Genomic DNA, 25,609 nt, shown 5'->3' on the forward strand with positions numbered 1-25,609 from the left:
AAATAAGAATTTAAGCCATTTATTGGTTTCCTTTGCAATTTTGACACTTTTTAGCTAAAATAAAAAAAAGCTAATTTTTGAGAATCGAGGAAAAACACATGACAAAGGCTGATGCCATTTTTAAAGAAAACATCCAAAAAATTATGACAGAAGGGGTCTTTTCAGAAAATGCACGGCCTGTTTACCAAAGTGGCGGGCAAGCCAACTCAAAATACGTAACGGGTGCTTTTGCAGAGTACGATTTGAGTAAGGGTGAGTTTCCCATTACCACTTTGCGCCCTATTCCCATTAAGAGTGCCATTCGTGAGATTTTTTGGATTTATCAAGACCAAACCAACGATTTATCCGTTTTAAATGACAAATACGGTGTGAAATACTGGAACGAGTGGGAAGTTGGACACACAGGAACAATCGGCGAGCGCTACGGTGCCGTAGTCAAAAAACACGACATCATCAACAAAATTTTAAAACAATTGGAAGATAATCCGTGGAACAGACGCAATGTCATCTCGCTTTGGGATTACGATGCTTTTGAGCGGACGGAGGGGCTTTTGCCATGTGCCTTTCAGACCATGTACGATGTAAGGCGTGTAGGCAGCGATATTTACCTTGATGCGACCCTAACCCAACGCTCAAATGATATGTTGGTATCGCACCACATCAATGCCATGCAATACGTGGCTTTGCAGATGATGATTGCCAAGCACTTTGGTTGGAAAGTCGGCAAATTCTTCTATTTTGTCAATAACCTACACATTTACGACAATCAATTTGAACAAGCACAGGAATTATTACGTCGTGATCCAACGGATTGCAAACCAAGACTAGTTTTAAACGTACCTGACGGAACCAATTTCTTTGACATTAAGCCCGATGATTTTGAATTGGTAGATTATGACCCAGTTAAGCCGCAATTGACATTCGATTTGGCCATCTAGGTTTTGGGAAAATGCTCCTGTGATGTTGGATTTCTGAATTTTTTGGAGAAATTTGATAAAATGGAGTTGATGAATGGAAGGATAGTATGACAAAACAACTGATTGCCATTTGGGCAGAAGATGAAAATCACTTGATCGGTGTCGATGGCGGTCTGCCTTGGCATCTACCAAAGGAATTAAAGCATTTTAAAGAAACAACAATGGGGCAGGCTCTGTTGATGGGGCGAGTGACCTTTGATGGCATGGGTCATCGTGTTTTGCCAGGGCGTGATACCCTTGTTTTGACGCGGGATAAAACCTATCAGGCTGACGGTGTGACCGTTGTTCATAGTCCTGAAGAGGTTTTCCAGTGGTTAGATGAACACGATAAAGACTTGTATGTCGTGGGCGGTAGCCATGTGTACGAACGCTTTTTACCTGATTGCCAGACCTTGATTAGAACAAAGGTTCATGCGACGTTTATAGGCGACACCTACTTCCCAGAAGTGGATATGACAGATTTTAAAACCGTTTCAGAAACGCATTACGACAAAGATGAAAAAAATGCTTACGATTTTACCATTACAGTTCTAGAAAGATAGGAAGAGGATGCAAAGAAGTATTTTTGGTGTATTTACGGCTTTTTTAATGGTTATTTGTATCTTGTGTGCTATCCCAGCACTTAGAAGAAGACGCTATGCCTTGGCTGTTCTTTTGTTTTTAAATGCCTTTACAAACCTAGTAAATACAATCCATGCCTTTTATGGCACGTTATTTTAATGAAATGAAAAGGATAGGTGAGAAAGAGTAACTATGGTTGGAAATCGAACAAATGATGTTAAAGTATATTGTTCTTTCTGTGGGAAAGGACAAGACGAAGTCAAGAAAATCATTGCAGGAAACAATGTGTTCATTTGTAATGAATGCGTGGCTTTGTCCCAAGAAATTATCCGTGAAGAACTGGCGGAAGAAGTGCTAGCGGATTTATCAGAAGTTCCAAAACCAAAAGAATTGATGGCGATGCTTGATGAATACGTTGTCGGGCAAGAATGTGCCAAACGTGCGCTTTCTGTGGCGGTTTATAACCACTACAAACGCGTGGCTTTTGCAGAAAACCGCGATGAAGAAGATGTTGATTTGCAAAAATCAAATATCTTGATGATTGGCCCAACGGGTTCAGGGAAGACTTTCCTTGCGCAAACCTTGGCCAAAACCTTGAACGTTCCATTTGCGATTGCCGATGCGACATCATTGACTGAGGCAGGTTATGTCGGAGAAGACGTTGAAAATATCTTGCTCAAACTGATTCAAGCGGCTGACTTTAATATTGAACGAGCTGAGCGCGGAATTATCTACATCGACGAAATCGATAAAATCGCGAAAAAAGGGGAAAATGTATCCATTACGCGTGATGTTTCTGGTGAAGGGGTGCAACAAGCACTTTTGAAAATCATCGAAGGAACCGTTGCCAGCGTGCCACCACAAGGTGGACGAAAACATCCAAATCAAGAAATGATTCAAATCGATACCAAAAATATCCTCTTTATCGTTGGTGGTGCTTTTGATGGCATCGAAGACATTGTCAAACAACGTTTGGGTGAAAAAGTTATCGGCTTTGGTCAAAACAACCGTAAAATTGCTGATGATGCTTCTTATATGCAAGAAATCATCTCAGAAGATATTCAAAAATTCGGTTTGATTCCTGAATTTATCGGACGTTTGCCAGTCGTTGCAGCGCTTGAAAAATTGACTGCAGATGACTTGGTTCGTATTTTGACAGAACCACGAAACGCCTTGGTTAAACAATACCAAACCCTTATGTCTTATGATGGTGTTGAGTTAGAATTTGATGACGACGCCTTGCAAGCTATTGCCAATAAAGCTATCGAACGTCGAACAGGGGCGCGTGGTTTGCGTTCTATCATTGAAGAAACCATGATGGATGTTATGTTTGAAGTACCAAGCCAAGAAGATGTCACTAAAGTTCGTATCACGAAAGCGACAGTTGACGGAACGGAAAAACCGATTTTAGAAATTGCGTCTTAAGGAGAGAATGATGACTGAGTATTTAAATACCCATAATGCCTCGCTTCTTTTGAGTGCCGCTAACAAATCGCATTACCCACAAGATGATTTGCCGGAAATTGCCTTGGCTGGACGTTCTAACGTTGGGAAATCAAGTTTTATCAATACCCTTTTAGGACGTAAAAACCTTGCTCGGACATCAAGCAAACCAGGAAAAACCCAGCTTTTGAACTTTTACAATATTGATGACAAGCTGCGTTTTGTGGACGTTCCAGGTTATGGCTATGCCAAAGTTTCTAAGACCGAGCGTGCTAAATGGGGCAAGATGATTGAAGAGTATTTGGTGAGCCGTGACAATTTGCGTGCGGTAGTGAGTTTGGTGGATTTGCGCCATAGCCCTAGCGCCGATGATGTGCAGATGTACGAATTCCTTAAATATTACGAGATTCCTGTCATCGTGGTAGCTACGAAAGCTGATAAAATCCCCCGCGGTAAATGGAACAAACACGAGTCTGAAATCAAAAAAACACTGAATTTTGATAAATCAGACCAATTCGTTATCTTCTCATCTGTTGACCGTACTGGCTTAGATGACGCTTGGGATAGCATTTTAAGTGAATTATAAAGGAAAAGATTGGTTTAGCCAGTCTTTTTTTGTTATCGTTTTTGCCTAGCGCTATTGATAGATAAAGACTATTACCCTCCCTGAAAATCTTATGCTATTATAGATATATACTTATTATAAAAGATGGCGTTTATAGAGAATTATCATTTTTAACACGGGGAACACTTCCAAATACAGGAGGAAATGAAATGAAAAATCAGCAAATGATGGATATTAACAAAAAGAGTACTGCTCTTACACTCATCGATATAACAGTAATGATATTGTTGACTTTGACAAAAGTTGTTCCTTCCTCAACCATAGCAGGGTATTCCGTATTTGTGGGGATAGTATTTTTCTTTATAGTAGAAGATGTTAGTAAAACACGAGCTTCCGAATCGGGTTTACGTTTCAATACTATCGTCACCGACCTCAAAAAGTCGGGAGTCATTATTTGGATGTTGCTACCGAGTTTAAGTGGTATTGCGGCGCTTGTTGCAGGAAATATCATTTTTGGTGGAGAATTTGTTGCCCATGTAATGGGACGGACGGATTCTATCTTGTCTTTTGATAAGACGGCATTATTGATAGGTCAAGTTATCATTGCAGCATTTGGAGAAGAAATTGCATATAGAGGTTTCTTCTTTGGAAAATCCTTGAAAATATTTCCAATTTGGATTAGTGCCGTAGTATCGTCTATTGTTTTTGCTGCTGGACATATTGCTACTGGAAACATAGGGATTGTAGCTTACGATATTGCTGGTGTGTTCATTGACAGTTTGATTTTTTCAGTAATTTATTATAAGTCTGGAAATTGTGTTATCAGTACCTTTTCACATATTCTTGGCAATACAATATCAATTGTCGCTGTATTTATGTTCTTTTTAAGGAGGTAGGAAAGTTGCTTTATCTCTATATCCATTCCCATAGCACAGATTCGTTTCCGTAAAGCCTTCTTGAAGACACACACTTTGGATGACTTGTCTTTCAAAACACCTTTCACTCCTGTTTTGCCCTATATCACTATTGTGTTGTTGGTGATTTCGATTATCGGTATTACTTGGGATGCGTCACAACGTGCAGGACTGTATTTTGGCACTCCGTTTGTTCTTTTATATTATGGTTATCATTATTTGCGGTATAAAAAATGGTAGGAGGAAAATAAGCCATGGGAAAATTGGAGGATTTATTAGCCAATCAGGAAGTTATCATCTTAGATGGTGCTTTGGGTACGGAATTGGAAGAGCGTGGCTATGATGTATCTGGAAAATTGTGGTCTGCTAAATACCTTTTGAAAAATCCTCGTATCATTCAGTATCTTCACAGTATTTACCTTCGTTCGGGAGCAGATATTCTACAACGTCAAGCTACCAAGCAACTGTTCAGGGCTTAACGGATTTTGGTTTATCTGAAAAAGAAGCTCTGGACATCATCGCTTTGACAGTCACCTTAGCCCAGCAAGCTCGTGATGAGTTTTGGCGTACTTTATCAGATGAAGAAAAGGCCAAACGCTCTTATCCCTTGATTGCTGGAGATGTTGGGCCTTATGCCGCTTATTTGGCAGATGGCTCGGAGTACACGGGGCATTATCATCTAAGTAAAGAAGCTTACCAAGCCTTTCATCGTTCGCGTATTCAAACTTTGTTGGCTGCTGGATGCGACTTTTTAGCCATTGAAACCATTCCAAATGTTCATGAAGCCAAAGCTTTGATTGATTTATTGGCGACGGATTTTCCAGAAACAGAAGCCTATCTGTCATTTACAGCACAAGACGATAGCCACATTTCAGATGGCACTCCAATTGAAGTAGTGGCGGATTTGTGTGAGCAAAGTCCTCAGGTTTTAGCTTTTGGCATTAATTGTAGCAGCCCGACAGTTATTTCGGGTCTATTGAAACGCATTCGGATAGTATCTCAAAAAACGCTAGTTGCCTATCCTAATTCTGGTGAAGTTTACGACGGTAGCACTCAAACTTGGACTTCAAGTCCTGATGAAGCACGGACCCTTCTTGAAAATAGCAAGATTTGGCTAACATTAGGTGCCCAAATCATTGGTGGTTGCTGCCGTACTAGTCCCAAAGATATTGTTAGTTTGGCGCAAGCTTTTCACAAATAAAAAAAGCCCAACTCAAACAAGTTGGGCTTTTTGGGAGCGTTTAGTGGAAAAGATTATTTTTCGCTAATAACAAGTTCGCCATCTTCCATATCGGCTTTAAGATGTTTCACATCGGTGTGGTCAAGGTAGAAGTCAGTGATTTTATCACGGATTTCTTGTTCAATGACACGGCGAAGTGGACGGACACCCATGGCTTCATCGTAACCTTCTTCGATAAGGTGTTCTTTAGCTGCGTCACTAACAACCAAATCAATACCTTTCTTAGCGATAGTCTCGCTGACTTCATCAAGCATCAAGTTGACAATATCTTTCAAATCTTCCTTAGTCAAATGAGAAAATTCGATGATACCATTGAAACGGTTAAGAAATTCTGGGCGGAAGTAAGGAGCGATACGGTCCATAATCTCCATATCTTTTTCAGCGTCACCAGTTAATGATTCATGACCAAAACCAGCATTTGATGTCGCAATGATAACCGTATTCTTGAAGTTAATGGTGTTACCTTGACCATCTGTCAAACGACCATCGTCTAAGACTTGAAGAAGAAGGGTGATGACTTGAGGGTCTGCTTTTTCAATTTCATCCAAAAGGACGATAGAGTAAGGATTACGACGAACACGTTCTGTCAAAGTGTTGTTGTTGTCATCGTAACCAACGTAACCAGCGGTTGTACCAATTAATTTAGAAACGGCTGTACGGTCAGAGTACTCAGACATATCCAAACGAATGATGGCATCTTTTGAACCAAACATATCAAAGGCTAGTTGTTTAGCAAGTTCGGTTTTACCAACACCAGTAGGACCGACAAATAAGAAGCTACCAATTGGGCGATTACCTTCGTCAAAACCAGCACGGTTACGACGGATAGCACGAGCAACAGCTTCAACAGCTTCGTCTTGACCGATGACTTTACCTTTCAAACGGCTAGCCAATTCTTTCAAACGTTCAATATCACTAGCACCCATATTAGATACAGGCACACCAGTCAAACGTTCAACAGATTCAGCCACATCGTTAACCGTAGCAGTTACTTTTTGACCTTCAGTGTGGTTGTCAATTTGTTTTTGAAGGGCTTCAATACGTGTCTTCGTATTAAGTGCTAATTCATAATCTTCATTAGCAACAGCTTGTTCTTGTTTATCTTTTTGTTCTGCAATTTCTTTTTCAAGTGTTTTGACATCTGTGACAGGATGTTGTGCAGCCAAGTGAGCAGCTGTCATATCAATCAAGTCAATAGCTTTATCAGGTAAGCTACGTTGTGGGATGTATTGGATAGAAAAATCAACGGCAGCTTTCAAAACATTGTCAGGAAGGACAACGTTGTGGTGCTTTTCATACAAATCACGAATACCCATCAAGATGTTAAAGCTATCTTCAGCAGAAGGAGCATTTACTTTAACTTCATTGAAACGACGAGCAAGAGCTGCGTTCTTCAAAATAGTGTTACGGTATTCGTCTTGAGTAGTAGCACCTATAACGGTCAATTCACCACGAGAAAGAGCGGGTTTCAAAATATCAGCCAAACCTTTAGAGCCAGAGTCACCGCCAATAGAACCAGCACCTAAAATTTGATGGATTTCATCAAAGAATAAGATGATGTTTCCAGCGTCTTTGACTTCTTTAACGAGATTTTGTACGTTTTCTTCAAAAGCACCACGGTATTGTGTACCAGCTTCAAGACCAGAGATATCAATTGAAATGATTTCTTTATTCTTAATAGCAGCAGGGACATCACCATTGACAATAGCTTGTGCTAAACCTTCAACAACGGCTGTCTTACCAACACCAGCATCACCGACTAAAACGGGATTGTTCTTTGTACGACGTGATAAGATTTCAGCTGTTTCTTGAATTTCTTTATTACGACCAATAACAGGGTCCAATTCGTTAGCGCGAGCACGTTCTGTCAAGTTAGTACCAAGTTTTGCAAGGATACCATCTTGTTTAGGAGCGTTAGCAGCAGCTTGTTCTCGGTATTCTTCGTTACCAGGAAGTTTACCTGTCTTACGATAAGCAGCAAATTCTTCAGGTGTTACTTCACGTCCATTGATAAGGTAACGTTTATTTTCAGAATTATATCCGCCCATGTTTCCCATGAGTTGATTGAAAATATCGTCCATTCCTCCAAAAGGATCTCTTCCATAAAAATCACGACTTGCCATAATCTATTACCTCTCTTCATATAAATGATATTATAGTACGATTTTAAACAAAAGATGATATGCGATACAAAATCTCTTTTTCGGACTAGATCAATAGCTTGATAAGGCTTGGTTGATTGTCTTTTTTTCAATCACCTTTATAGTATTATCATATAGCATATTCTCTTAAAAGTCAACAAAAAATACTCAAAAAATTTAAAAAAAGTAATACTATAATATGATTCGGAGCTAAAAACCTATATTTTTATAGGAAAGAGACGGTGTTATTAAAAAGAGAAAGTTTCCTAAAATAGCAAAAAAGATAAAAAAGTGGGCGTAATGGGTTGACAAGTCATCAAAAAGACGATATACTAATTAAGGTTTTATGATAAAACTGACCTAAGACAGCAGGGGAGCCGTGCTCATAATATTCCTGCCGAGGCACAAAACGTAATGAGAATAACGTATTTGTACTTTCGTGTCTAGGTTTAGGTGCGTTTTTTTGTGCCTATCCCAAAAATAATAACGGAGGTAAAACTAATGAGTGAAGCAATTATCGCTAAAAAAGCTGAGCAAGTTGAAGCTGTTGCTGAAAAAATGAAAGCTGCTGCATCTATCGTTGTTGTAGATTCACGTGGTCTTACAGTTGAGCAAGATACAGTTCTTCGTCGCAATCTTCGCGAAAGCGGTGTTGAGTTCAAAGTTATCAAAAACTCAATTTTGACTCGTGCAGCTGAAAAAGCTGGTCTTGACGATATGAAAGATCTTTTCGTTGGACCATCAGCAGTAGCCTTCTCTAACGAAGATGTTGTTGCTCCCGCTAAAATTATCAATGATTTTGCGAAAGATGCTGAAGCACTTGAAATCAAAGGTGGTGCAATCGAAGGTTCTGTTTCTTCAAAAGAAGAAATCCTTGCCCTTGCTACATTGCCAAACCGCGAAGGACTTCTTTCTATGCTCCTTTCTGTACTTCAAGCGCCAGTTCGCAATGTTGCTCTTGCAGTCAAAGCAGTTGCAGACAGCAAAGAAGACGCAGCTTAATGCAAAAAGTAGCCTAGTGCTATATTAATTTATTAAAAAACATATACTATTTTTTGGAGGAATCTATAATGGCATTGAACATTGAAAACATTATTGCTGAAATTAAAGAAGCTTCAATCCTTGAATTGAACGACCTTGTAAAAGCTATCGAAGAAGAATTTGGTGTAACTGCAGCTGCTCCTGTTGCTGTAGCTGCTGGTGGTGCTGCTGACGCTGGTGCTGCTAAAGACTCATTTGACGTTGAATTGACTTCAGCTGGTGACAAGAAAGTTGCTGTTATCAAAGCTGTACGTGAAGTTACAGGTCTTGGTCTTAAAGAAGCTAAAGCTCTTGTTGATGGTGCACCTGCTAACGTTAAAGAAGGCGTTGCAACTGCAGAAGCTGAAGAAATCAAAGCTAAACTTGAAGAAGCTGGAGCTTCTATCACTCTTAAATAATCAATTATTGATTGTTTAAGGCTGAAAGCCGAGTTTTAAAGCCTTTTCGCTAATGTCAAGGTGATTAAGAAGGGATAATTTCAATTGAAATTTCCCCACAAAACACCCCACAAATTTTTGTGGGGGTGTTTTGTTTCTAGCTGACATTCTATATTTGTTGCAGTAAACTAATGACAAATACAGAGGAGGGAACTTATGTTAAGTGAAGATTTATATTATGAGTTAGAAGAAATGTTAACTCTTGGTTTTAAAAATAATGTTGAATATAAAAGATATATAGAACTTAAGGACTCATATGAAGAAGAAACTTTAGATTATAGTTTTTCAATCAGAGAATTAACTAATCTACTTGAAGTTATTATCAATACCAAAGAAAATGATTTTCCTAATTTAGATGAATGCTTACATGGAGAATATTTGTATTTAGTTAATGAATTAAAATGGTTAGATTGTAATATCGCTGGAAAATATATTAGTTTATCTTATGACTGAGAGATGTATGCAGTTGCAATTATTCTTTCTTATAGAAAAAATTTATTTTGTTGATTTGTTCCCAATTACACATCACGTGGAGTGTGTTGCTCTGCTTGTAAAAGCCTAGAAACCTTTGAACGAAAGGGATAATAAAAAGCCTTGGTAGCAAGGCTTTTTATTATGTGGTGGGGAATTATCAGAGTGAGTAATTTTTTATAGTGAGTAGAAGCGGCAGCATCAAACTATCCCATTCTATTTCCATTTACCCACCCTATGGATGAAACTCTAGAAGGTTTGGCCTAGGGAAACTAACTAGTGTAAGATGAGTGAAAAAAATACAAAATCTCAAAATATTTTGAAAATGCTTGTTTTCAAGGTGTCATAATGTGGATAATGATTGAATGAATTGGTTTTAACCATTACTTATTGCAAAGTAAATGATGTGTAGTGAATATTATTGTGGAATAGTTTGGATTGTTAAAAATTATTAGGAAGTTTAGAAAAAATTATTAGAATGGACATTTATCTCCCATCCTTTTTTGTAAACTCAATGTATCAATAAATGATATGAGGTAGTGAGAAATGAAATATTATCAAGTTGAGCTTACAAATCCTGATGAATTTTTAAAAGTACAAACAGAAGATTTTATTACTGATAATCGTTGGATACTAATTAAAGAGTCCGAGACTTATTATCTTATTTCACAAGATGATTACAGTTGGCGAGAAATGATTGAAAAATTAAGAAGTATCTTTGAGAAAAAGGTTTCTCTGGATAAGTTTGAGGTATTGACAGAAACTGATTTTTTAAAAAAGATCGAGAGAAGTAATCGTGGTGATCTGATCAAATTTTTACTCAATAGTCGAAATGATACAAAGTATTCATTGATGAATTCTAACGCTGAAAAGTTACAGGAATTGAATAGTATTGTTGGGTTGACTGATTTTAAAAATGCAGTAAAGGAACTTATCGCCTATTTATCATTCCAAAATAAAATAAATAATAATGAGAAGCAAAGGCACTTTTATATTTTTACGGGTGAACAAGGCTCAGGTCGAAAATTTGCCATTCAATTCTTGGAATCATTATTTGGCTTGAGAGCAGTTGTTGCGAACTGTAAGGATTTTTTCCTTCCAAAAATTACAACAGAAGATTTTCCAGTAGTTTATGATTTTTTCTCAGCAAGACCAAACCCAAAAATTGAATTTTTTGAGAGTTTACGCCAACTAGAAGGACACACCTTAGCTATTTTTATGGCCAATAATTACCAAGAAGCAAAGGAGATTGAAAAAGAACTATCAGAAATAAATCATAGAATTTCAATTGTTCCTTTTCCAGATTATCAGCAAGAAGAACTAGCTTCTATTGGTAGGATGATGCTGGCAAAGAAAATGATTCGAGTCAACGATGATGATTTTAAAAACGCGCTATCAAAAAAATCGAGAATAAACAATGCAAAACATATTCGACAATTTGTTCAAGAGATTATAGAGTTTTCAGTCCAAACTGGATATGATCCCTCTGAGGATAAGGAGATAAATTTAGAAAATTTTTTAATCTGCCCTAAAAGTCAGATTGGATTGAGTAAGACCCCAGAAGATACTTTGCAAGAACTGATAGGGCTAACAGAGGTCAAAAATTTATTGACTCAGCAAATTGCATTCAATAAGGTCAACCATCTCAGGAAACAGCATGGAATTTACAACGATACTGTTAATCATCATCTTGTCTTTTCTGAAAACCCTGGTACAGGAAAAACAGAAGTTGCAAGACTCTATACAAAGATTTTGTTTAATAATAAGATAATTCAAGAAAACAAATTGGTGGAAGTAGGGCGTGCGGATCTGATTGGAGAGTATATTGGAAGTACTGCTCCCAAAGTTAAAAAGGTATTTGATGATGCCAAAGGAGGTGTCCTTTTTATAGATGAGGCCTACAGTTTAATTCCAAGGCACGAAAAAGATTATGGACATGAAGCTATTGCGACTATTATTCAGGAAATGGAAAATCGGAGAGATGAGGTCTTAGTTATTTTTGCGGGCTATGAAGATTTGATGAAGGAGTTCCTTGATATAAACCCAGGTCTGTCTTCAAGGATTTCACGGGAAATTCGATTTGAAGACTACTCTTCTGACGAACTCTTTGCTATCATCGAACTGATGATTTCGAGGAAACAGTATCAGTTGAAAGGTGATTGCAAACATAAGCTATACCAACATCTATCCGAACTAGAAAGAGATAGTTATTTCGGGAATGCTCGATATGTCCGAAAACTTGTTGACCATATTATTCTTTATCAAGCACAACGGGTTATTAATATGGAAGATAGTCAATTGACAAGTCTGGAGAATTTGAGTCTAGTGACATTAGAGGATATTGAGAATGCTCTGGAAAGTTTTGGATTTAGTACTCAGAAGTTAAGTCGGACAATTGGATTTGGCAGATACTAAAATTAATCTTATTTGCAAAATAATAACCTTGAAAAAGTCGGAATATCATTGAATAGGGACTACTTGAGGTGTTATAATGTTTCTAAGGAATGAGGTAAATATGAATGATCAAGAACGCTTACTAACAGTTTTTCTACGTTTGCAATCAGGTGCTCATCTTTCTAAGTTACAGTTAGCAGATGAGTTTGGAGTTAGTGAAAAAATAATACAGAGAGATTTTTCTCTATTAGGTCATTTCTTGGAATCTCAGCCTATAGTTGCAGCGGAACTTGCCTATGATGCGAAATACCATACCCGTTATCTAAAAGGGAAATCATTATTTAATAAAAAGGATATTTTGATAATCTCAAAGATTTTATTAGAGAACCGTTCTTTGAACAAAGAGGAAAATAAGTCTCTGATCGATAGTTTGTTGGCTTTAATCTCTAAAAAGGAACAAAAAGAGGTTTATCAAATTATTGCGAGCGAACTACTAAATTATGCGCCACTGTCTGATACTCAAAATCGAATTGACAAAATCTGGGAATGGTCGGAAATAATACAAAAAGAGCTAGTTCTAGAGATTCGGTATCAATCGCCTTACAATAGTGAAAAGCAGCATACCATTTTTCCCGTATCCCTTTACTATGATCTGCATTACTTTTATGTTGTAGCATTTAATTTGACTTTTGAATCGTACATGACTTTAAAATTGGATAGAATTTTAGATTGGAAAGTATCTACGGAAAAGAAACCACAGATTTCTTATGGGGAGAAGTTTCGTGATGGAGAAGTACGGAACAAACGTGTTGATCCATTTATGGGACGAGAGTTGACGATTAGAGTTCAATTTACCTATGACCAAACCATTGTAACGGATCAATTTCCAACTGCTAGGATTATTGAACATACCCCTGACGGAGCTGTGATTGAATTTATCAGTCAAGACACACCAGGATTGAAACGATGGTTGCTGAGTCAAGTAGATGCTTTGACAGTGCTTTCTCCTGCAACGCTAGTAGATGATATGAAGAATTTTCTTAAAAAAATGCAGCAAAATTATGACAAGTAGACTAAGTGGACAAATATTGTCTATGGAATCTTTTATAATAAACCTATCAAGTTATAAGTCAGGGACAAAAGATGAAACCAGTCAATAAAAATCAAACATTTGAGAATTTTTCGGTTAATGATGGAAATGCTTGGGCTTTAGCTGCATTAAAGACAGTTATTAGAGATAAGAATTACTATAATCCGGTTTATATATACGGTAAAGAAGGAGTTGGGAAATCGCACTTGCTAAATACCACCATCAACGCAATTGTTGAACGAAATAAGGTAGTATTTCTATCAGCAAAAGAACTGGCAGTTGAAATGGTAGAAAAAATTATGTTGTCAGATGATGACTATATTCTCATCGATGACTTGCAATTACTGCCTAAAGATAAAGCTCTGGAAGAAAAAATCGCCATGCTGATTGAAGCAAACAAGAAACAAGTGATTATTTCATCCACTATTGACCCCAATAGCATGGAAGTTTCTAGCACATTACAGGAACGATTACAATGGGGATTAACAACAAATATGACATCCCAAAATCAATGATTAGTAAACTTAGATAGGAAGGAGAAACCTAACATGCAAGAATGGATTGTTGTCGATCAGTTCGGGAATGTGATTGCACAAGGTTTTTATGATAAACAATCAGCAGAATTTTATGCGGAAACTATTCCAAACGCTAGTGTTGAAAAGAAAAGCTAGTAAGATTACAACTTTACAATTGACACACCTTACTTAGAGTTCGTTTTCGGATATCATGTTCATATTATTTCTTGTGTTCTCTGATTACTAATTGCGGACTTGTGAAAAGTTTGTATGTGCTATAATGAAGGAGTTAGATTCCAATAAGGAGGGAAGTATTTTGATGTTAATTCAAGACGAATTAAAAATCATCAGCGTAAATGAGTTAATGAATATCAATTTAAAGATTCCAGATTATCAACGTCCATATCGTTGGTCATCTAGTTCAACCAATACCCTTTTTGCAGATACCTATGAAGCTTATAAGTTAGGAATTGATGAGTATAGATTAGGTTCAGTCATTTTGCATAGGGCATTGAATCATAATAGCCAACATTACGATTATAATCTAGTTGATGGACAGCAACGGACTACAACCTTATCCATTTTACTCTATGCGCTTGGTGAAAAAAGCCAAAAACTTCTGAGTGAAAATTATAAACCATCATCTCGTGATGCAATTTACAATAATTATAAATTGCTCCAAAAGAGAGTGAATGAACTTACCAAGGAAGAACAAAGAAAGTATAAAGAGTTTCTTGAAAAAAATTGTACTGTTGTAAAAATTGTGACAGACAGTGAGCAGGAGGCCTTTCAATTCTTTGATTCACAAAATTCACGTGGAAAAGCACTCAAGCCTCATGATTTATTGAAGTCGTACCACTTGAGAGAAATGGCTCGAGATTCTGAGCAGTTAAAAATAAGATTGATTTCTGATTGGGAAGATACGGATCAAAATGCTCTTGAGGATTTGTTTAGAAATTATTTGTATCCAGTCATTCGATGGTTTAATAACAGGGATGGGCTACATTATTCATCTGATAAAATTCAGTATTTCAAAGGGATCAAGCAATCGAATACTTATAACTATGCGATTTATCATAAAGCCAGTAATATTTTCATTGAACAAGTTAATTCGAGTGGTTCAAGTGAATTGCTCAGTTCTGGGGAATTAAACCAATTTCAATTAACCCAACCAATTATTGCCGGAAAACGCTTCTTTGAGTGGACCTTGCATTATTCAGCTTTATTGGAACAAGTCAAAAATAAAATTAATAGTTACCATAAAAAAGAAGAAGAAGTCCCAGGAAGGCGAACTGGTGACATTTACATAAAACAACTTTATGAGGCTTCGTTGCTATTTTATGCTGATAGGTTTGGTTTTGAAACAATCGATGAATCGGTCATGCATCAGCTATACACTTGGTGTTATTCATTAAGATTACGAATGAAGGCTATTTATCCACAAACTATAAATAAGTATGCAATTGGTCAACATGATCGGATCAATCTGGGTAAAGATTTGTTTTCAATAATGAGTGAAATGAATGACCCGCAAGAATTGAAATCCATATTCTTAGAAAGTGTAGAAGAGAGCGACCTTCAAAGCAGTAGCTACAAAGCAATTTATGAATTAATTAAACAATGGAATGGGTGGTAATCATGGACAATCATTTAAAAATGATACCAGTTTCAAAAATATTTTCTGATATTCATTATGAGGTTCCAATTTATCAACGAAATTACGCATGGGGTTCTGACCAAATTGAACAGTTAATCGAAGATATTAGGAGCACCAAAAATGATTATTTTTTGGGTAATCTAATCGTTAATCAAAAGGAAAATAATGTTTATGAAGTTATTGATGGGCAACAACGCTTGACAACATTATTTTTACTGGAAAGATATTTGGGTATTGCGTTTGCTAATGATGCATTACGTTTTGAAGCTAGAGATAAGGCGAATAGAACGCTAGCAACATTACCCAATACAAACCAATTAACTGATGAGTTGCAGTCTTCAGAAATTAAAGAGGGCTATAAAATTATTGATGATTATTTTGAGAAGACAGGTCTTAAAGAAGAAAAAGAATCATTCATCAAGCGTTTGGATAAGGTGAATCTTATCCGTGTACAGGTACCCGATAAAATCGACTTGAACCATTATTTTGAAATTATGAATACTCGTGGTGAGCAACTCGAATTACATGAAATTGCCAAAGCAAATTTTTTGTCAAAAATAACGGCACCAGTTGACAAGAAAATCGCTAGTGATATCTGGGAATATTGCTCCAACATGGACTCCTACATTCAAATGAATTATCCTAAAGAAAAACGGGATATGATTTTTAGCAATGATTGGAGTAGCTTATCCGAGCAAATAGTTGACTTTGATTCATTATCCTGTTGCTATCTAAATGAATCAGTAACAGAAGAAAGATTCACTCTTGAAGAAATACTTCAAGGTAAGGGAGAACTAAGTGGTGAATCAACATCAAGTGAAGAGTTAGAGAATGAACGTTTTGAGTCAATTATTTCTTTCCCGAACTTCTTATTACAAGTCAATGAAGCTATTTCGAGATCAAATGCGGACGACGACTCAAGTTTGGATGATAAGAATTTTTTAACAAATCTTAAGAATAATTGGGCAGATGAATTGTCTGCTAAGCACTTTTTATTTATGCTGCTAAAAGCACGCGTTATATTCGACAAATATGTGTTAAAGCGTGAATTTGCGCGTGACTACAAAGAAACAGGAAAGTGGTCATTACAAAAGCTTGAAAAATATCGTGATGCTAGAACAGATAAACCCAAATATATCGGAACGTTTGGTGGAGATGAAGATAATAAAAATAGACAGATTCGAACCTTACAATCTGCCTTACGTATAACATACACATCTCCAAAAACAATGCATTGGATTTCATTAGTTTTGTCAAGCTATTTTAATGATGAAAATGCTAATGTTTTGAAGATTCTTGAAAGTTATGCACAGTCAAAAGTTGATGCAGCTGAATATGAAACGGCTTCTGGATTTGGATTTGAACGGATTGTGTTTACTTATTTAGATTATTTGATTTATAGAGATGGCTATTCATACAATGGTCAGGAAATAATACGGCCATTATCGAGTGACTGGCAATTTCAATTCAGAAGTTCAATTGAACATTTCTACCCTCAACATCCAACTGAATTGTCACCTTGGGCTGATGCAGATCTGAATTGCTTTGGTAATTTAGCCTTGATTACGGTATCTGGCAATTCTACTTTTAATAATGCAACGCCTGTCGGAAAAGCAAGTACAAACCCGGGTATTATTGCGCAGAGTTTGAAGCTGAAAATCATGGCTGAAATGATGAGACAAAATAACAATATTTGGGATCAAAAATTGGCACACATTCATCAGAACGAGATGTTTAACATTCTCGTTTCCCAAAAAGAGTAAATGAGAGTAGAGATATTCTTGCAAACCAATCTATTTTGATTAGCCAACAGAACCTAAACAACTCATTTAAAAGGAAGAAGTACCAGTACATTCGGCGCAATTAGATATTATAGAAAAAATAATTGGTAAGAATCTAGTTACTTCAATAAAATGGTGATTTTAATTATATAATGAGATGATAGAAAATAGGAGTGGTCTTTTGCATCACTCCTATTTTTCTGTTAAATACGTTGTTGTTTTCTTGTAAGAATAACGGTAGATTAGTGGATTCTCTTCTAAGGTTCTTACTTCAAAAATAAAGAAGTGATCACGATTATCTCTGGACTTCTCCTTATTTAGGACAAAGTAATTCTTACGAGAAGTCGCCATGGTTTTGAGGATATCATCAGTCAGAAAGGTCAATGGTATATTCATGTTGGAGTAGCGGTAGAAGTCACGTTCAAAATCTTGGTAGCTCTCGCTGTAATAGTCCATTTGCAGGTGATTACGCTGAAACTCAAGCTGATTCATGGTACACCACCTCTATTAGTTTGATATTGAGAATATCATCTAGCTTGATGTTCTTATTCCCATGCTGAATTAGTTAGCGTAAAGCTAGCTAAGGAGTAGCAATTTTTGTTCAATAATCACTTCGAATAAGAATGTTATCTTATTATTTTCCAAATACCCACCGATAAATTAACTTCTTGCAATATTTCTGGAGCTGTCTAATAAGGCAGTTTCATTTTGTACGTCAAAAAAACTAGATTGAAAATGTATCGTTTTGATAGTGGTTTAGCGTTTATCCTCCTCCTCGATAACTTCCGAGGCATAGAACAGAAAGAATAGGGAATAGTTGTCATCCACAAATACTGAGTAATTAACGTAACTCATTCTGACTACTCTATAACTGTATTGGGAACGTAAGAATATCAGGGCGGTATCGTTTAATGTCTTCGTGTGATTTATAAGGTCAATCTTTATCTAATCCTATATAGGGGGGCGTTGATGTGCAACTCAATTTTTAAAACTTTGATACTAAAGTTGTGTTTCCGAACTCCCTGATAGACCAGTTAGCTTAAGCACATTTAGACAAATATTTTTAAATTGCAAAAACCCCGCGTTGTAAAATGAAGTGCAACAAAAAAGACATGTTATTCTGCTATACTAGAATTCCCCAACTCAGTATAGAAAGCAGATAAACATGTCCACCATTCATTCTACCAAAAATTCTTCGTATTCACACCTCTCAGCCTTTGAATGTGGCGAAATGAGTGCTTATCTCAAGATGGGAAAGAAGCCAGCTGAGATTGCTCGGCTCCTGGATCGTCACCGTTCGACCATCTGTCGTGAAATAAGGCGAGGAACTGTTACACAAGTCCAAGATAAAAATGGAAAGCTGAACTACTACGAGGCTTATTTCGCAGATAGCGGTCAACGTGCCTATGGAACAAATCGTAAGAACTCTACCTACCACAAGCTCAAGAACTGTTCCTCAACCTTTCTCAAGGAGCTCGTCAAAGCTCTAAAAACGAAACCACGTTGTCATAATGTCGATAGCTTTGTTCAAACCTACAAAGAGGAACATCCACTGGAAGTCATCCCGTCCACCAAAACAGTGTACCGTTACATCAAAGACGGTCTGTTGGCGATTAAAGTAATTGATTTACCTAAGATGGTCAGTATTCGAAAACGCTCTAAGCCTGCCTCTAAGACCCATAAGAAAACTCTTGGTAAATCCATTGAGGAGCGTCCAGAAACCATTACGACTCGCTCTGAATTTGGTCATTGAGAGATTGATTTGGTTCTTGGTAAAAAGACCAAGGGTGAGGCTGTTGTCATGACCTTGGTAGAACGTCAGACTCGTTTTGCCCTAGCCTGTAAGTTACCGAATAAGCAAGCTGAAACTATCCATCAATCTGTCAGAGACTTACTCTCTCAGTACCCTATTTGTTCTATCACATCAGATAATGGTTCTGAGTTTAGTCTGTTGTCACACTTAGCAGGAGTTGATATTTACTATGCCCATCCCTACTCATCTCATGAAAGAGGATCAAATGAGAACTTTAATGGCCTACTCAGAGAGTTTCTTCCTAAAGGGAAATCACTTAATCCATTAACGGATGACGAGCTTTCTCAGTATGTCTCCGCTATTAATGAAAGACCGAGACGACTTCTCAATTATAAAACGGCAACTTTTCTGTTTGGGGTAACCCAAACTGTTTAAGCTATCGAATTCTTGTTTAGCAGTATTCTTGTTGCACTTGACTTGACAATTTGCGAAATTGCAAAAACAATTCAATGATAAATATATTTATGTATTTTTTGATTATGCTGTAAAAGGTAGTTTTTTTATTAGAAATAACTCTGTCAGAAATAAGGCCTCTATAAAACGTTTTTTATTATCAAGTTTTGAAACTTTTTTTAGAAGTGTGATAACTTTTCCAAATTATCCTTGTTATTCTAATGGCATTCCTAAGAAAATCAAGTCTTGAATTTTCACTGGGGGTTGGGGGGCGAAGCCACCAAGTAATCTTATCGTTGGTTGTCAAAACTGGAAAGTTTTGGTCGGCTGGCGATATGATTTTTTGGGTATTGTGACCACAATGCCTGAGCTCGCAAAGACCGAACAAGGTCTTTAGAAAATTTCCTGTATGATATACGGGGCCGGGTTTTACCCGAGAAAGGATAATAAAGAGAAACTATTATGTCTGAACAATATAGAGATATTCGCAAAGAAATAAATTTAACAGCCAATGAGCTAAAACAAATTGAAAAATTAATGAGGGACAATCATTATCGACACTTTTCACCATTTGTCAGAGATAAAATTTTAATGACTGATGATAAGCAGTTAACGGAAAAAGAATGGTTTTCTTTCTGGCGTAATCAAAAATTAGAGCAGATTGGTCGTGATGTCTATGAAGTTATGATTGTCGCAAGAGCGAATAATCAGGTGACTCAGGAACATGTATCTATTTTATTGGGCTGTGTTCAAGATTTGATTTCGGAAGTGAACCAGACGCAACCATTGAGCCTGGAGTTTCGTGAAAAGTATATAGGCTAGAACAACTAAGTTATAGAATTTTATTAGATTGTGTTTCATCATATCCAACTATTTGATTTTAGGATTTTACTTTTTTTAATTTTAAGTTATTAAATTTTGGAAGTAGCATTTCATCCAAAACTGTATTGTGATAATCTTTTCAAATATTAATTGATACATTACTATTACTGAGATTTAATCAGAATAAAAATAGAAGGAGTATCTTATGGAAACTGTTACACATAAAAGTATTATGAAGCTTGGTTTTTCTAAGACAGCTTCAAAGTTGATTATCAGAGAAGCTAAAGCAATAGCCGTTAATCAATTTTATAGTAGTCATTTAGATAATAATGCGGTAAAATTAAGAAAATCGCCTTTTGATAATAGACGATTAGACTTAGCTCCAAAAATTATCGTAGAGGAGCTGCTCGGTTTTCCAATCATTGATGAAAGAAAGGAAAACAAATAAATGTCTAAGAAATATAAAGGTGTATTTAGAGATGAAAAAGGTAGGATATATTGTCAAACTGAATTTAAGGCATCTGCAACTGGGAAACGTCAACGTTTTAAACGTTATCGCAATATGTGGGGAAAATCTTTCACGACAGAGAAAGAAGCTTATGATGAGCTTTGTCGAGCAAGAGTAGAGTTTTATGATAAATTTGATTATTCAGATTATAATTTAACATTTGCTCAATACATGGAAGACATTTTCTTACCGTATTATAAACAAACGGTACAGGATTCAACATATAGAACTGCAATCACTCATTTTACGTTATTTATAGAGGAATTCGGGAAAATGAAATTGCGTGATATTAAGCCACGTGATTGCGAGAGATTTCGACTAAAGCTTATAGCAAACCATTCTCCTAATTATGCAAAATGTGTTTGGATTCGTTTCAAACAATGCTTAGGATATGCGGAAAGAATGGAATATATTAAAACTTTCCCATGTAAGAGTCTTGATAATCCAAAAGGGAAGCGACCAGATACAAAATTTTGGACATTCGATGAGTTCAAAAAAGTTATTGCAACCTTTGATATAGAAGACTATGAAGATTTACATCGCTTTACGACAACTTGGTTATACTACATGACTGGGGTTCGAGTCAGTGAAGGTTTTGCTTTATTGTGGTCTGACTATGATAAAGAGAATAAGCGAATTTTTGTCCATTCAACTTTAGAAGCGTTAAAAGGTGGTATTTATCGTATAAAAGATCAGACTAAAACGGATGCAGGAGTTCGATTTATTGATCTAGATGATGAAACAATTAATGTCATAGAACGTTGGAGAAAAGTTCAAGTTGCTAATTCTGATGATAACTACATCTTATCTAAGTTTGGTGAACCTATGGTTAAGAGTACCTTAACTAGAATGTTGAAGAGACAGGCTAAGTTAGCAGGTGTACCTGAGATAACTGATAAAGGATTGAGGCATAGTCATGATTCATTTATGATCAATATCCTAGGAAAAAATGTTTTAGCAGTCTCTCAACGTTCAGGTAGAATTGATAAAGCTACAACTCTAAATACTTATTCTCATTTTTACAATGCTAGAAAGCAGACAGTAGGTAACGAGATAACAGAATTATTGAAAAAGGAGGGTGTTTCATCAACACCCCGATAAGGACCACTATCGATAATATTTGACTTGAAAAATGCATAATACTAAGGTTTAAAAGCAATTTGCTTATGTTACTCTTAAATAATAGAGTAACTACTCAAGTAGCCTAATAAAACGATAAAACCGCTATTCTTAGGATTGGCGGTTTTTTGTATATTCAACATTTAGAAAGATTGTTTAATGCGTCTATAACCTTTAATTGTATATTTTGCACAATATGTGTGTCACTTTTCATTGCTTAAAACAGCAATGTAAGAAAAATATGGTGCGAAATGACTTCTACCCCACCAAGATAATTCTTGGTGGGGTCTTTTTTTTTTACATGATATAATGGAAAAGTTATATTGGGATAAGGGAGGAGAAAAATGGCAATAATTGAAGTTAAAGGGTTAGGGAAAAGATATAAGGGTAATGATTTTTACTCTTTGAAAAATGCTAATTTTACTATTGAAGAGGGAGATATTGTAGGTTTAGTCGGTAAAAATGGTTCAGGGAAGAGTACTTTGCTGAAACTATTGGCAAAATCTCAAAATCCTACAGAAGGAACTGTTTTTTTCAATGGTAAAGATATTTTTAAAGAAGATAATATTCTCAGAGATTTTGGAATCATGATAGAGCCTGTCTTTTTTCCACAAATTAGTGTTGAGGAAAATGTAAAGTTATATCTTAAAATTCATAAGAAAGAACAGTATCAAGATAATATCGAAAAAACACTGAAATTAGTTGGACTTTGGGAAGCTAAAAATAGAAAACCTGTGGATTTTTCTTTTGGTATGAAACAAAGGACCGCATTAGCCTTGGCTCTTGTTACAGAACCTCGATTTGTATTGTTAGATGAACCTTTTGTAGGTTTAGATCCTATTGGCGTCAGAAATTTATTGGACATTTTAAAACAATGGTCAAAAGTTAATAAAACATCAATGATCATATTTAGTCACCAGTTAGCAGAGCTAGAAGAGTTGTGTACACGTTATCTTTTCATTGAATCAGGGACAATTGACGATAAAATCAGTGCAGAACACAATAGTATCATTATAGAGCTAAATGAGATGATCAGTGAAGAAGATGGTCATTTGATAGAAAATCTTGTGAAAAATTATTACTTAAAATATAGTGAAAATTGTATTGAAATTGATAATTCTGTAAATAATGAAGCCTTAAATGCTATCTTGGAACAACTAGCAGTTGCTAAGCTGATTAAAAATATTTTATCAAAAAAAAGATAGTTTAGAAAGATTATTTACGGAGGAATAGAGATGAATTACTTAACATTACTTTTTTTAAAGCATTGTTGAAGAAGAGAGAATCAAAAATTGCGTTAGCTTTTAGCTTTTTCCCGATGCTACTAATTGTTGTAGGGATTGTTCAATACCAATTTTATGCAATTAAGTGCTCCAATAGGATCACTAAGCTTTTTGGAGTTTTTTAGCACCGTTTTATCCACTCAATACCAAATGACATTGCCACTGGTCGTTTTTATTTATATTGTTAGTACGATTTTTAGAGATGAAATAACAAGCGGCATTATGTATCTTTTCAAGGATGTTAGTCGAAAAGTTATTTTAAATGCAAAACTAGGAGTAATTTTATTGTTTCAATTATTGTATATTGTAATGACTTTCTTTTCATTATTCACTTATTATGTTTATTTGATTCATCAACCCTATACGTCAGGTAGTTTTTTGCCTTCAAAAATGGATGACATACAATATACGGTGGTTAGTATTTTTGGAACTATTTTGGTATTTTTGTTGTGTTTGCTAGTTGCTAGTTTGGCATCAATTCTCTTGACGAATGGTTTCACTATGCTTGTAGGAATTGTTTTTTTATAGCTCCACACCTTACTTCGCTAAAATATCTGTTTCTAAACGGTTATGTTAATGTGTTAGGACATGTATCTTTTGGTAGTTGCGTATTACTCCTCACATTACTGTTTGTCGTTTACTATGTGATTTTGTATCTTGTCTCTTTATATTTGTATAATAGACTTGAGTATTAGCAAGTTGAGGTACTATCTTAGAGGTAAAAGAGTTCTTCAATACTATTTAAAAAATGTAAAAACGTTCCCCACCAAGATCATTCTTGGTGGGATTTTAACTATCACTCGTTGATTTTACTTGCCATAGAATTATAGAAATAAAAAAGCAGGACGACCGCGTGTCGTTCTGCTTTGGTGTTTGGTGCTTTATTTTAAAATGATTTGAGCGATGATTGGGCTGACGATAACATAGGCGATTCCTGTGACACCGATGGCTAGGCCCGCCATGGCCCCTTCGACATAACCGTATTTTAGAGCGGTACCAGTACCAATGGCGTGTCCTGTCCCGCCAAGACTTAGCCCGACTGCTACGGGATCGGTGATGTGCAGGTATTTCAATAGAACAGGCCCAAGAACGCTAGTCAAAATCCCTGTGATAACGACTACAACAAGGGTTACAGTTGTTATACCTGCCATTTTATTAGTGATTCCGACAGCCATCGCAGTAGTGACAGATTTTGGAAAGAGGGAAATAGCGAGTAAATATTTGATACCAAAGGTTTTGGCGATAATAGCAGTAAAAGTGGTATTGACCACGCAGGCAATGGATATTCCTGCTAAAATACTGCGAATGTGGTGTTTCATGAGATGAAAAGAGCGGTAAAGGGGAATGCCCAAGGCAACCGTTGATGGCACGATGAGCATATTGAGGTAACTACCGCCAACATAATAATCATCATAAGAAATGTGGGTTAGCTTTAAAAAGAGAATGATGATAAAGGTAGCTAAAAGAAGTGGTGTGGTTATAGGATGTGGAAAGCGTCTAAAAATCAGCATACCAATCAGATAAGCCAAGATAGAAAGCATGATGCCAAAAATAGGATTTGATAAAACGTCAGTCATTAGAAGCTCCTTTTTCAACGTAATCGCCTTCATAGCGTGTCTTGACAAATTGGACGACTAGACCAATGACAGCCACATTTAGTAAAATAGCCCCTAAAATGATGATGGTAATAGGAAGCAAATAATCTTTGATATCGTTGAATTTTTCCATAATACCAACCGCTGCGGGTAAAAATAAAATTGTCATGTTGCCAAGCAAAAAATTACCAACGGTGTCAACATGTCTTAAACGAATGATTTTAAATTCAAGGGCGAGAAAAAGCAGAACCAAACCGATAATACTACCGGGGACAGGCAGATGAAAAAGCGTTGAAATGGCTTCTCCGATGAGTGAGAAAATCAAGATAATCATAAATTGAACGTATAGTTTCATCAGTAAAATCCTCCAGTATAAGTCTACTACTCTAAAGAAGAATTGCAAGACTTGGAAAACGCTTTTATATAAGTTTTCAGAAAAGATAATAAAAAGAAAAAAGCGTTGATAACGCAACGCTTTAAACGGTATCTACAAGAATGGAGCCGGTGGGAGTCGAACCCACGTCCAAACACCTGCCAATATATTCGTCTACAACCATAGGTTATGTCTTTCATTTAACTTAAGCGCGATACATAACTCAAACCTCACTCAAGCGAGTCTAAAAAATCTCTTTTTGACTAGTTAGACAATAGCCAAACGTAGCTTGATAACAATGAAACCTCTAGCAAAACTCAAGCAATCTTGTAGAGATCACGCGAGCTGGTTTTTAGGCAGCTACAGCGTAAGAATTTGTATTTTTTGCAGTTATATTTAACTGGCATTTTTACATCTGCCGATGAGTCGCAGAATATACCTCATAATGCCTGTCGAATCCGTAACGACCCCAGACA

23 protein-coding genes, 1 other RNA gene, 5 pseudogenes and 1 other annotated feature are annotated in these 25,609 nt (G+C 36.3%); of the genes and pseudogenes, 24 read left to right on the plus strand and 5 right to left on the minus strand.

Annotated elements, in window-relative coordinates:
- Nucleotides 1-98: 98 nt before the first annotated feature.
- The 7 genes and pseudogenes from HFK82_RS02390 (at nucleotide 99) to mmuM (ending at nucleotide 5,661) form a co-directional block, all read left to right on the plus strand.
- Complete coding sequence (locus HFK82_RS02390; protein WP_154455222.1) at nucleotides 99-938, plus strand: thymidylate synthase; 840 nt, start codon at nucleotides 99-101, stop codon at nucleotides 936-938.
- A gap of 86 nt (nucleotides 939-1,024) precedes the next feature.
- Nucleotides 1,025-1,519, plus strand: a complete 495-nt coding sequence (locus HFK82_RS02395) for a dihydrofolate reductase (RefSeq protein WP_168260664.1) — start codon at nucleotides 1,025-1,027, stop codon at nucleotides 1,517-1,519.
- A 211-nt stretch (nucleotides 1,520-1,730) separates the two neighbouring features.
- The gene (clpX, locus tag HFK82_RS02400; protein ID WP_168260665.1) at nucleotides 1,731-2,963 is read left to right on the plus strand and encodes an ATP-dependent Clp protease ATP-binding subunit ClpX; all 1,233 of its coding nucleotides are present in this window, start codon (nucleotides 1,731-1,733) and stop codon (nucleotides 2,961-2,963) included.
- A gap of 7 nt (nucleotides 2,964-2,970) precedes the next feature.
- Entirely contained in the window at nucleotides 2,971-3,567 is a 597-nt protein-coding gene (gene yihA, locus HFK82_RS02405) for a ribosome biogenesis GTP-binding protein YihA/YsxC (RefSeq protein WP_154455226.1), read from the plus strand.
- Nucleotides 3,568-3,755: 188 nt separating this feature from the next.
- Nucleotides 3,756-4,442: a CPBP family intramembrane glutamic endopeptidase gene (locus HFK82_RS02410; RefSeq protein WP_240928805.1), complete on the plus strand. Its 687-nt coding sequence runs from the start codon at nucleotides 3,756-3,758 to the stop codon at nucleotides 4,440-4,442.
- Nucleotides 4,443-4,460: 18 nt separating this feature from the next.
- A pseudogene (locus HFK82_RS02415) lies at nucleotides 4,461-4,700 on the plus strand (amino acid permease); the annotation flags it as partial.
- A gap of 14 nt (nucleotides 4,701-4,714) precedes the next feature.
- Nucleotides 4,715-5,661 (plus strand): annotated as a pseudogene (gene mmuM, locus HFK82_RS02420) (homocysteine S-methyltransferase).
- A 53-nt stretch (nucleotides 5,662-5,714) separates the two neighbouring features.
- Here the strand turns inward: mmuM and HFK82_RS02425 are convergent.
- Complete coding sequence (locus HFK82_RS02425) at nucleotides 5,715-7,823, minus strand: AAA family ATPase (protein ID WP_168260666.1); 2,109 nt, start codon at nucleotides 7,821-7,823, stop codon at nucleotides 5,715-5,717.
- A gap of 359 nt (nucleotides 7,824-8,182) precedes the next feature.
- Nucleotides 8,183-8,315 (plus strand) — a sequence feature (ribosomal protein L10 leader region).
- A 27-nt stretch (nucleotides 8,316-8,342) separates the two neighbouring features.
- Between HFK82_RS02425 and rplJ the strand changes: the two genes are divergently transcribed.
- From rplJ to HFK82_RS02465, 11 genes and pseudogenes are all read left to right on the plus strand, one after another.
- Complete coding sequence (gene rplJ / locus HFK82_RS02430) at nucleotides 8,343-8,843, plus strand: 50S ribosomal protein L10 (protein ID WP_154455229.1); 501 nt, start codon at nucleotides 8,343-8,345, stop codon at nucleotides 8,841-8,843.
- Nucleotides 8,844-8,911: 68 nt separating this feature from the next.
- On the plus strand, nucleotides 8,912-9,280 hold the full coding sequence (gene rplL, locus HFK82_RS02435) for a 50S ribosomal protein L7/L12 (RefSeq protein ID WP_003065188.1): 369 nt from the start codon (nucleotides 8,912-8,914) through the stop codon (nucleotides 9,278-9,280).
- A 195-nt stretch (nucleotides 9,281-9,475) separates the two neighbouring features.
- Nucleotides 9,476-9,772, plus strand: a complete 297-nt coding sequence (locus HFK82_RS02440) for a DUF5962 family protein (RefSeq protein WP_168260667.1) — start codon at nucleotides 9,476-9,478, stop codon at nucleotides 9,770-9,772.
- A 37-nt stretch (nucleotides 9,773-9,809) separates the two neighbouring features.
- Nucleotides 9,810-9,881 (plus strand): annotated as a pseudogene (locus tag HFK82_RS09250) (class I SAM-dependent RNA methyltransferase); the annotation flags it as partial.
- Between the two features lie 455 nt (nucleotides 9,882-10,336).
- Nucleotides 10,337-10,450, plus strand: a pseudogene (locus HFK82_RS09345) (DNA recombinase); the annotation flags it as partial.
- Between the two features lie 696 nt (nucleotides 10,451-11,146).
- Nucleotides 11,147-12,205 carry an AAA family ATPase gene (locus HFK82_RS09350; protein WP_272869846.1) on the plus strand — a complete coding sequence of 353 codons (1,059 nt, stop codon included), beginning with the start codon at nucleotides 11,147-11,149 and terminating at the stop codon, nucleotides 12,203-12,205.
- Nucleotides 12,206-12,305: 100 nt separating this feature from the next.
- On the plus strand, nucleotides 12,306-13,256 hold the full coding sequence (locus tag HFK82_RS02450) for a helix-turn-helix transcriptional regulator (RefSeq protein WP_168260669.1): 951 nt from the start codon (nucleotides 12,306-12,308) through the stop codon (nucleotides 13,254-13,256).
- Between the two features lie 71 nt (nucleotides 13,257-13,327).
- Nucleotides 13,328-13,789: a DnaA ATPase domain-containing protein gene (locus HFK82_RS02455; protein ID WP_168260670.1), complete on the plus strand. Its 462-nt coding sequence runs from the start codon at nucleotides 13,328-13,330 to the stop codon at nucleotides 13,787-13,789.
- 33 nt (nucleotides 13,790-13,822) lie between these two features.
- Complete coding sequence (locus HFK82_RS09140) at nucleotides 13,823-13,945, plus strand: hypothetical protein (protein WP_269725467.1); 123 nt, start codon at nucleotides 13,823-13,825, stop codon at nucleotides 13,943-13,945.
- 163 nt (nucleotides 13,946-14,108) lie between these two features.
- The gene (locus HFK82_RS02460) at nucleotides 14,109-15,425 is read left to right on the plus strand and encodes a DUF262 domain-containing protein (RefSeq protein ID WP_240928806.1); all 1,317 of its coding nucleotides are present in this window, start codon (nucleotides 14,109-14,111) and stop codon (nucleotides 15,423-15,425) included.
- A gap of 2 nt (nucleotides 15,426-15,427) precedes the next feature.
- The gene (locus tag HFK82_RS02465) at nucleotides 15,428-17,209 is read left to right on the plus strand and encodes a GmrSD restriction endonuclease domain-containing protein (protein WP_168260672.1); all 1,782 of its coding nucleotides are present in this window, start codon (nucleotides 15,428-15,430) and stop codon (nucleotides 17,207-17,209) included.
- Nucleotides 17,210-17,419: 210 nt separating this feature from the next.
- On the opposite strand, the gene HFK82_RS02470 is transcribed toward HFK82_RS02465, so the two are convergent.
- Nucleotides 17,420-17,719, minus strand: a complete 300-nt coding sequence (locus HFK82_RS02470; RefSeq protein WP_168260673.1) for a DUF5960 family protein — start codon at nucleotides 17,717-17,719, stop codon at nucleotides 17,420-17,422.
- Between the two features lie 673 nt (nucleotides 17,720-18,392).
- Between HFK82_RS02470 and HFK82_RS02475 the strand changes: the two are divergent.
- The 6 genes and pseudogenes from HFK82_RS02475 to HFK82_RS02500 all read left to right on the plus strand — a co-directional run bounded on the left by HFK82_RS02475 (nucleotide 18,393) and on the right by HFK82_RS02500 (nucleotide 23,693).
- Nucleotides 18,393-19,415 (plus strand): annotated as a pseudogene (locus HFK82_RS02475) (IS30 family transposase).
- A 480-nt stretch (nucleotides 19,416-19,895) separates the two neighbouring features.
- Complete coding sequence (locus HFK82_RS02480) at nucleotides 19,896-20,255, plus strand: SAG1252 family conjugative relaxosome accessory protein (protein WP_168260674.1); 360 nt, start codon at nucleotides 19,896-19,898, stop codon at nucleotides 20,253-20,255.
- A gap of 205 nt (nucleotides 20,256-20,460) precedes the next feature.
- The gene (locus tag HFK82_RS02485; protein ID WP_168260675.1) at nucleotides 20,461-20,703 is read left to right on the plus strand and encodes a DUF3173 family protein; all 243 of its coding nucleotides are present in this window, start codon (nucleotides 20,461-20,463) and stop codon (nucleotides 20,701-20,703) included.
- Entirely contained in the window at nucleotides 20,704-21,864 is a 1,161-nt protein-coding gene (locus tag HFK82_RS02490; protein ID WP_168260676.1) for a tyrosine-type recombinase/integrase, read from the plus strand.
- Between the two features lie 368 nt (nucleotides 21,865-22,232).
- Nucleotides 22,233-23,087, plus strand: coding sequence for an ABC transporter ATP-binding protein (locus tag HFK82_RS02495; protein ID WP_168261010.1), 855 nt, complete (start codon nucleotides 22,233-22,235; stop codon nucleotides 23,085-23,087).
- A 153-nt stretch (nucleotides 23,088-23,240) separates the two neighbouring features.
- Nucleotides 23,241-23,693 (plus strand): hypothetical protein, encoded by a 453-nt coding sequence (locus HFK82_RS02500; protein ID WP_168260677.1) that lies wholly within the window; start codon nucleotides 23,241-23,243, stop codon nucleotides 23,691-23,693.
- A gap of 353 nt (nucleotides 23,694-24,046) precedes the next feature.
- On the opposite strand, the gene HFK82_RS02505 is transcribed toward HFK82_RS02500, so the two are convergent.
- The 3 genes from HFK82_RS02505 to ssrA form a co-directional block, all read right to left on the minus strand.
- On the minus strand, nucleotides 24,047-24,742 hold the full coding sequence (locus HFK82_RS02505) for an LrgB family protein (protein WP_168260678.1): 696 nt from the start codon (nucleotides 24,740-24,742) through the stop codon (nucleotides 24,047-24,049).
- On the minus strand, nucleotides 24,735-25,115 hold the full coding sequence (locus HFK82_RS02510; protein WP_168260679.1) for a CidA/LrgA family protein: 381 nt from the start codon (nucleotides 25,113-25,115) through the stop codon (nucleotides 24,735-24,737). Before HFK82_RS02510 ends, HFK82_RS02505 begins: the two co-directional genes overlap by 8 nt.
- Before the next feature lie 138 nt (nucleotides 25,116-25,253).
- Nucleotides 25,254-25,604: a transfer-messenger RNA gene (ssrA, locus tag HFK82_RS02515) on the minus strand.
- Nucleotides 25,605-25,609: the final 5 nt, after the last annotated feature.

The sequence above is a fragment of the Streptococcus alactolyticus genome (assembly GCF_012277075.1).
Lineage (GTDB): Bacteria > Bacillota > Bacilli > Lactobacillales > Streptococcaceae > Streptococcus > Streptococcus alactolyticus.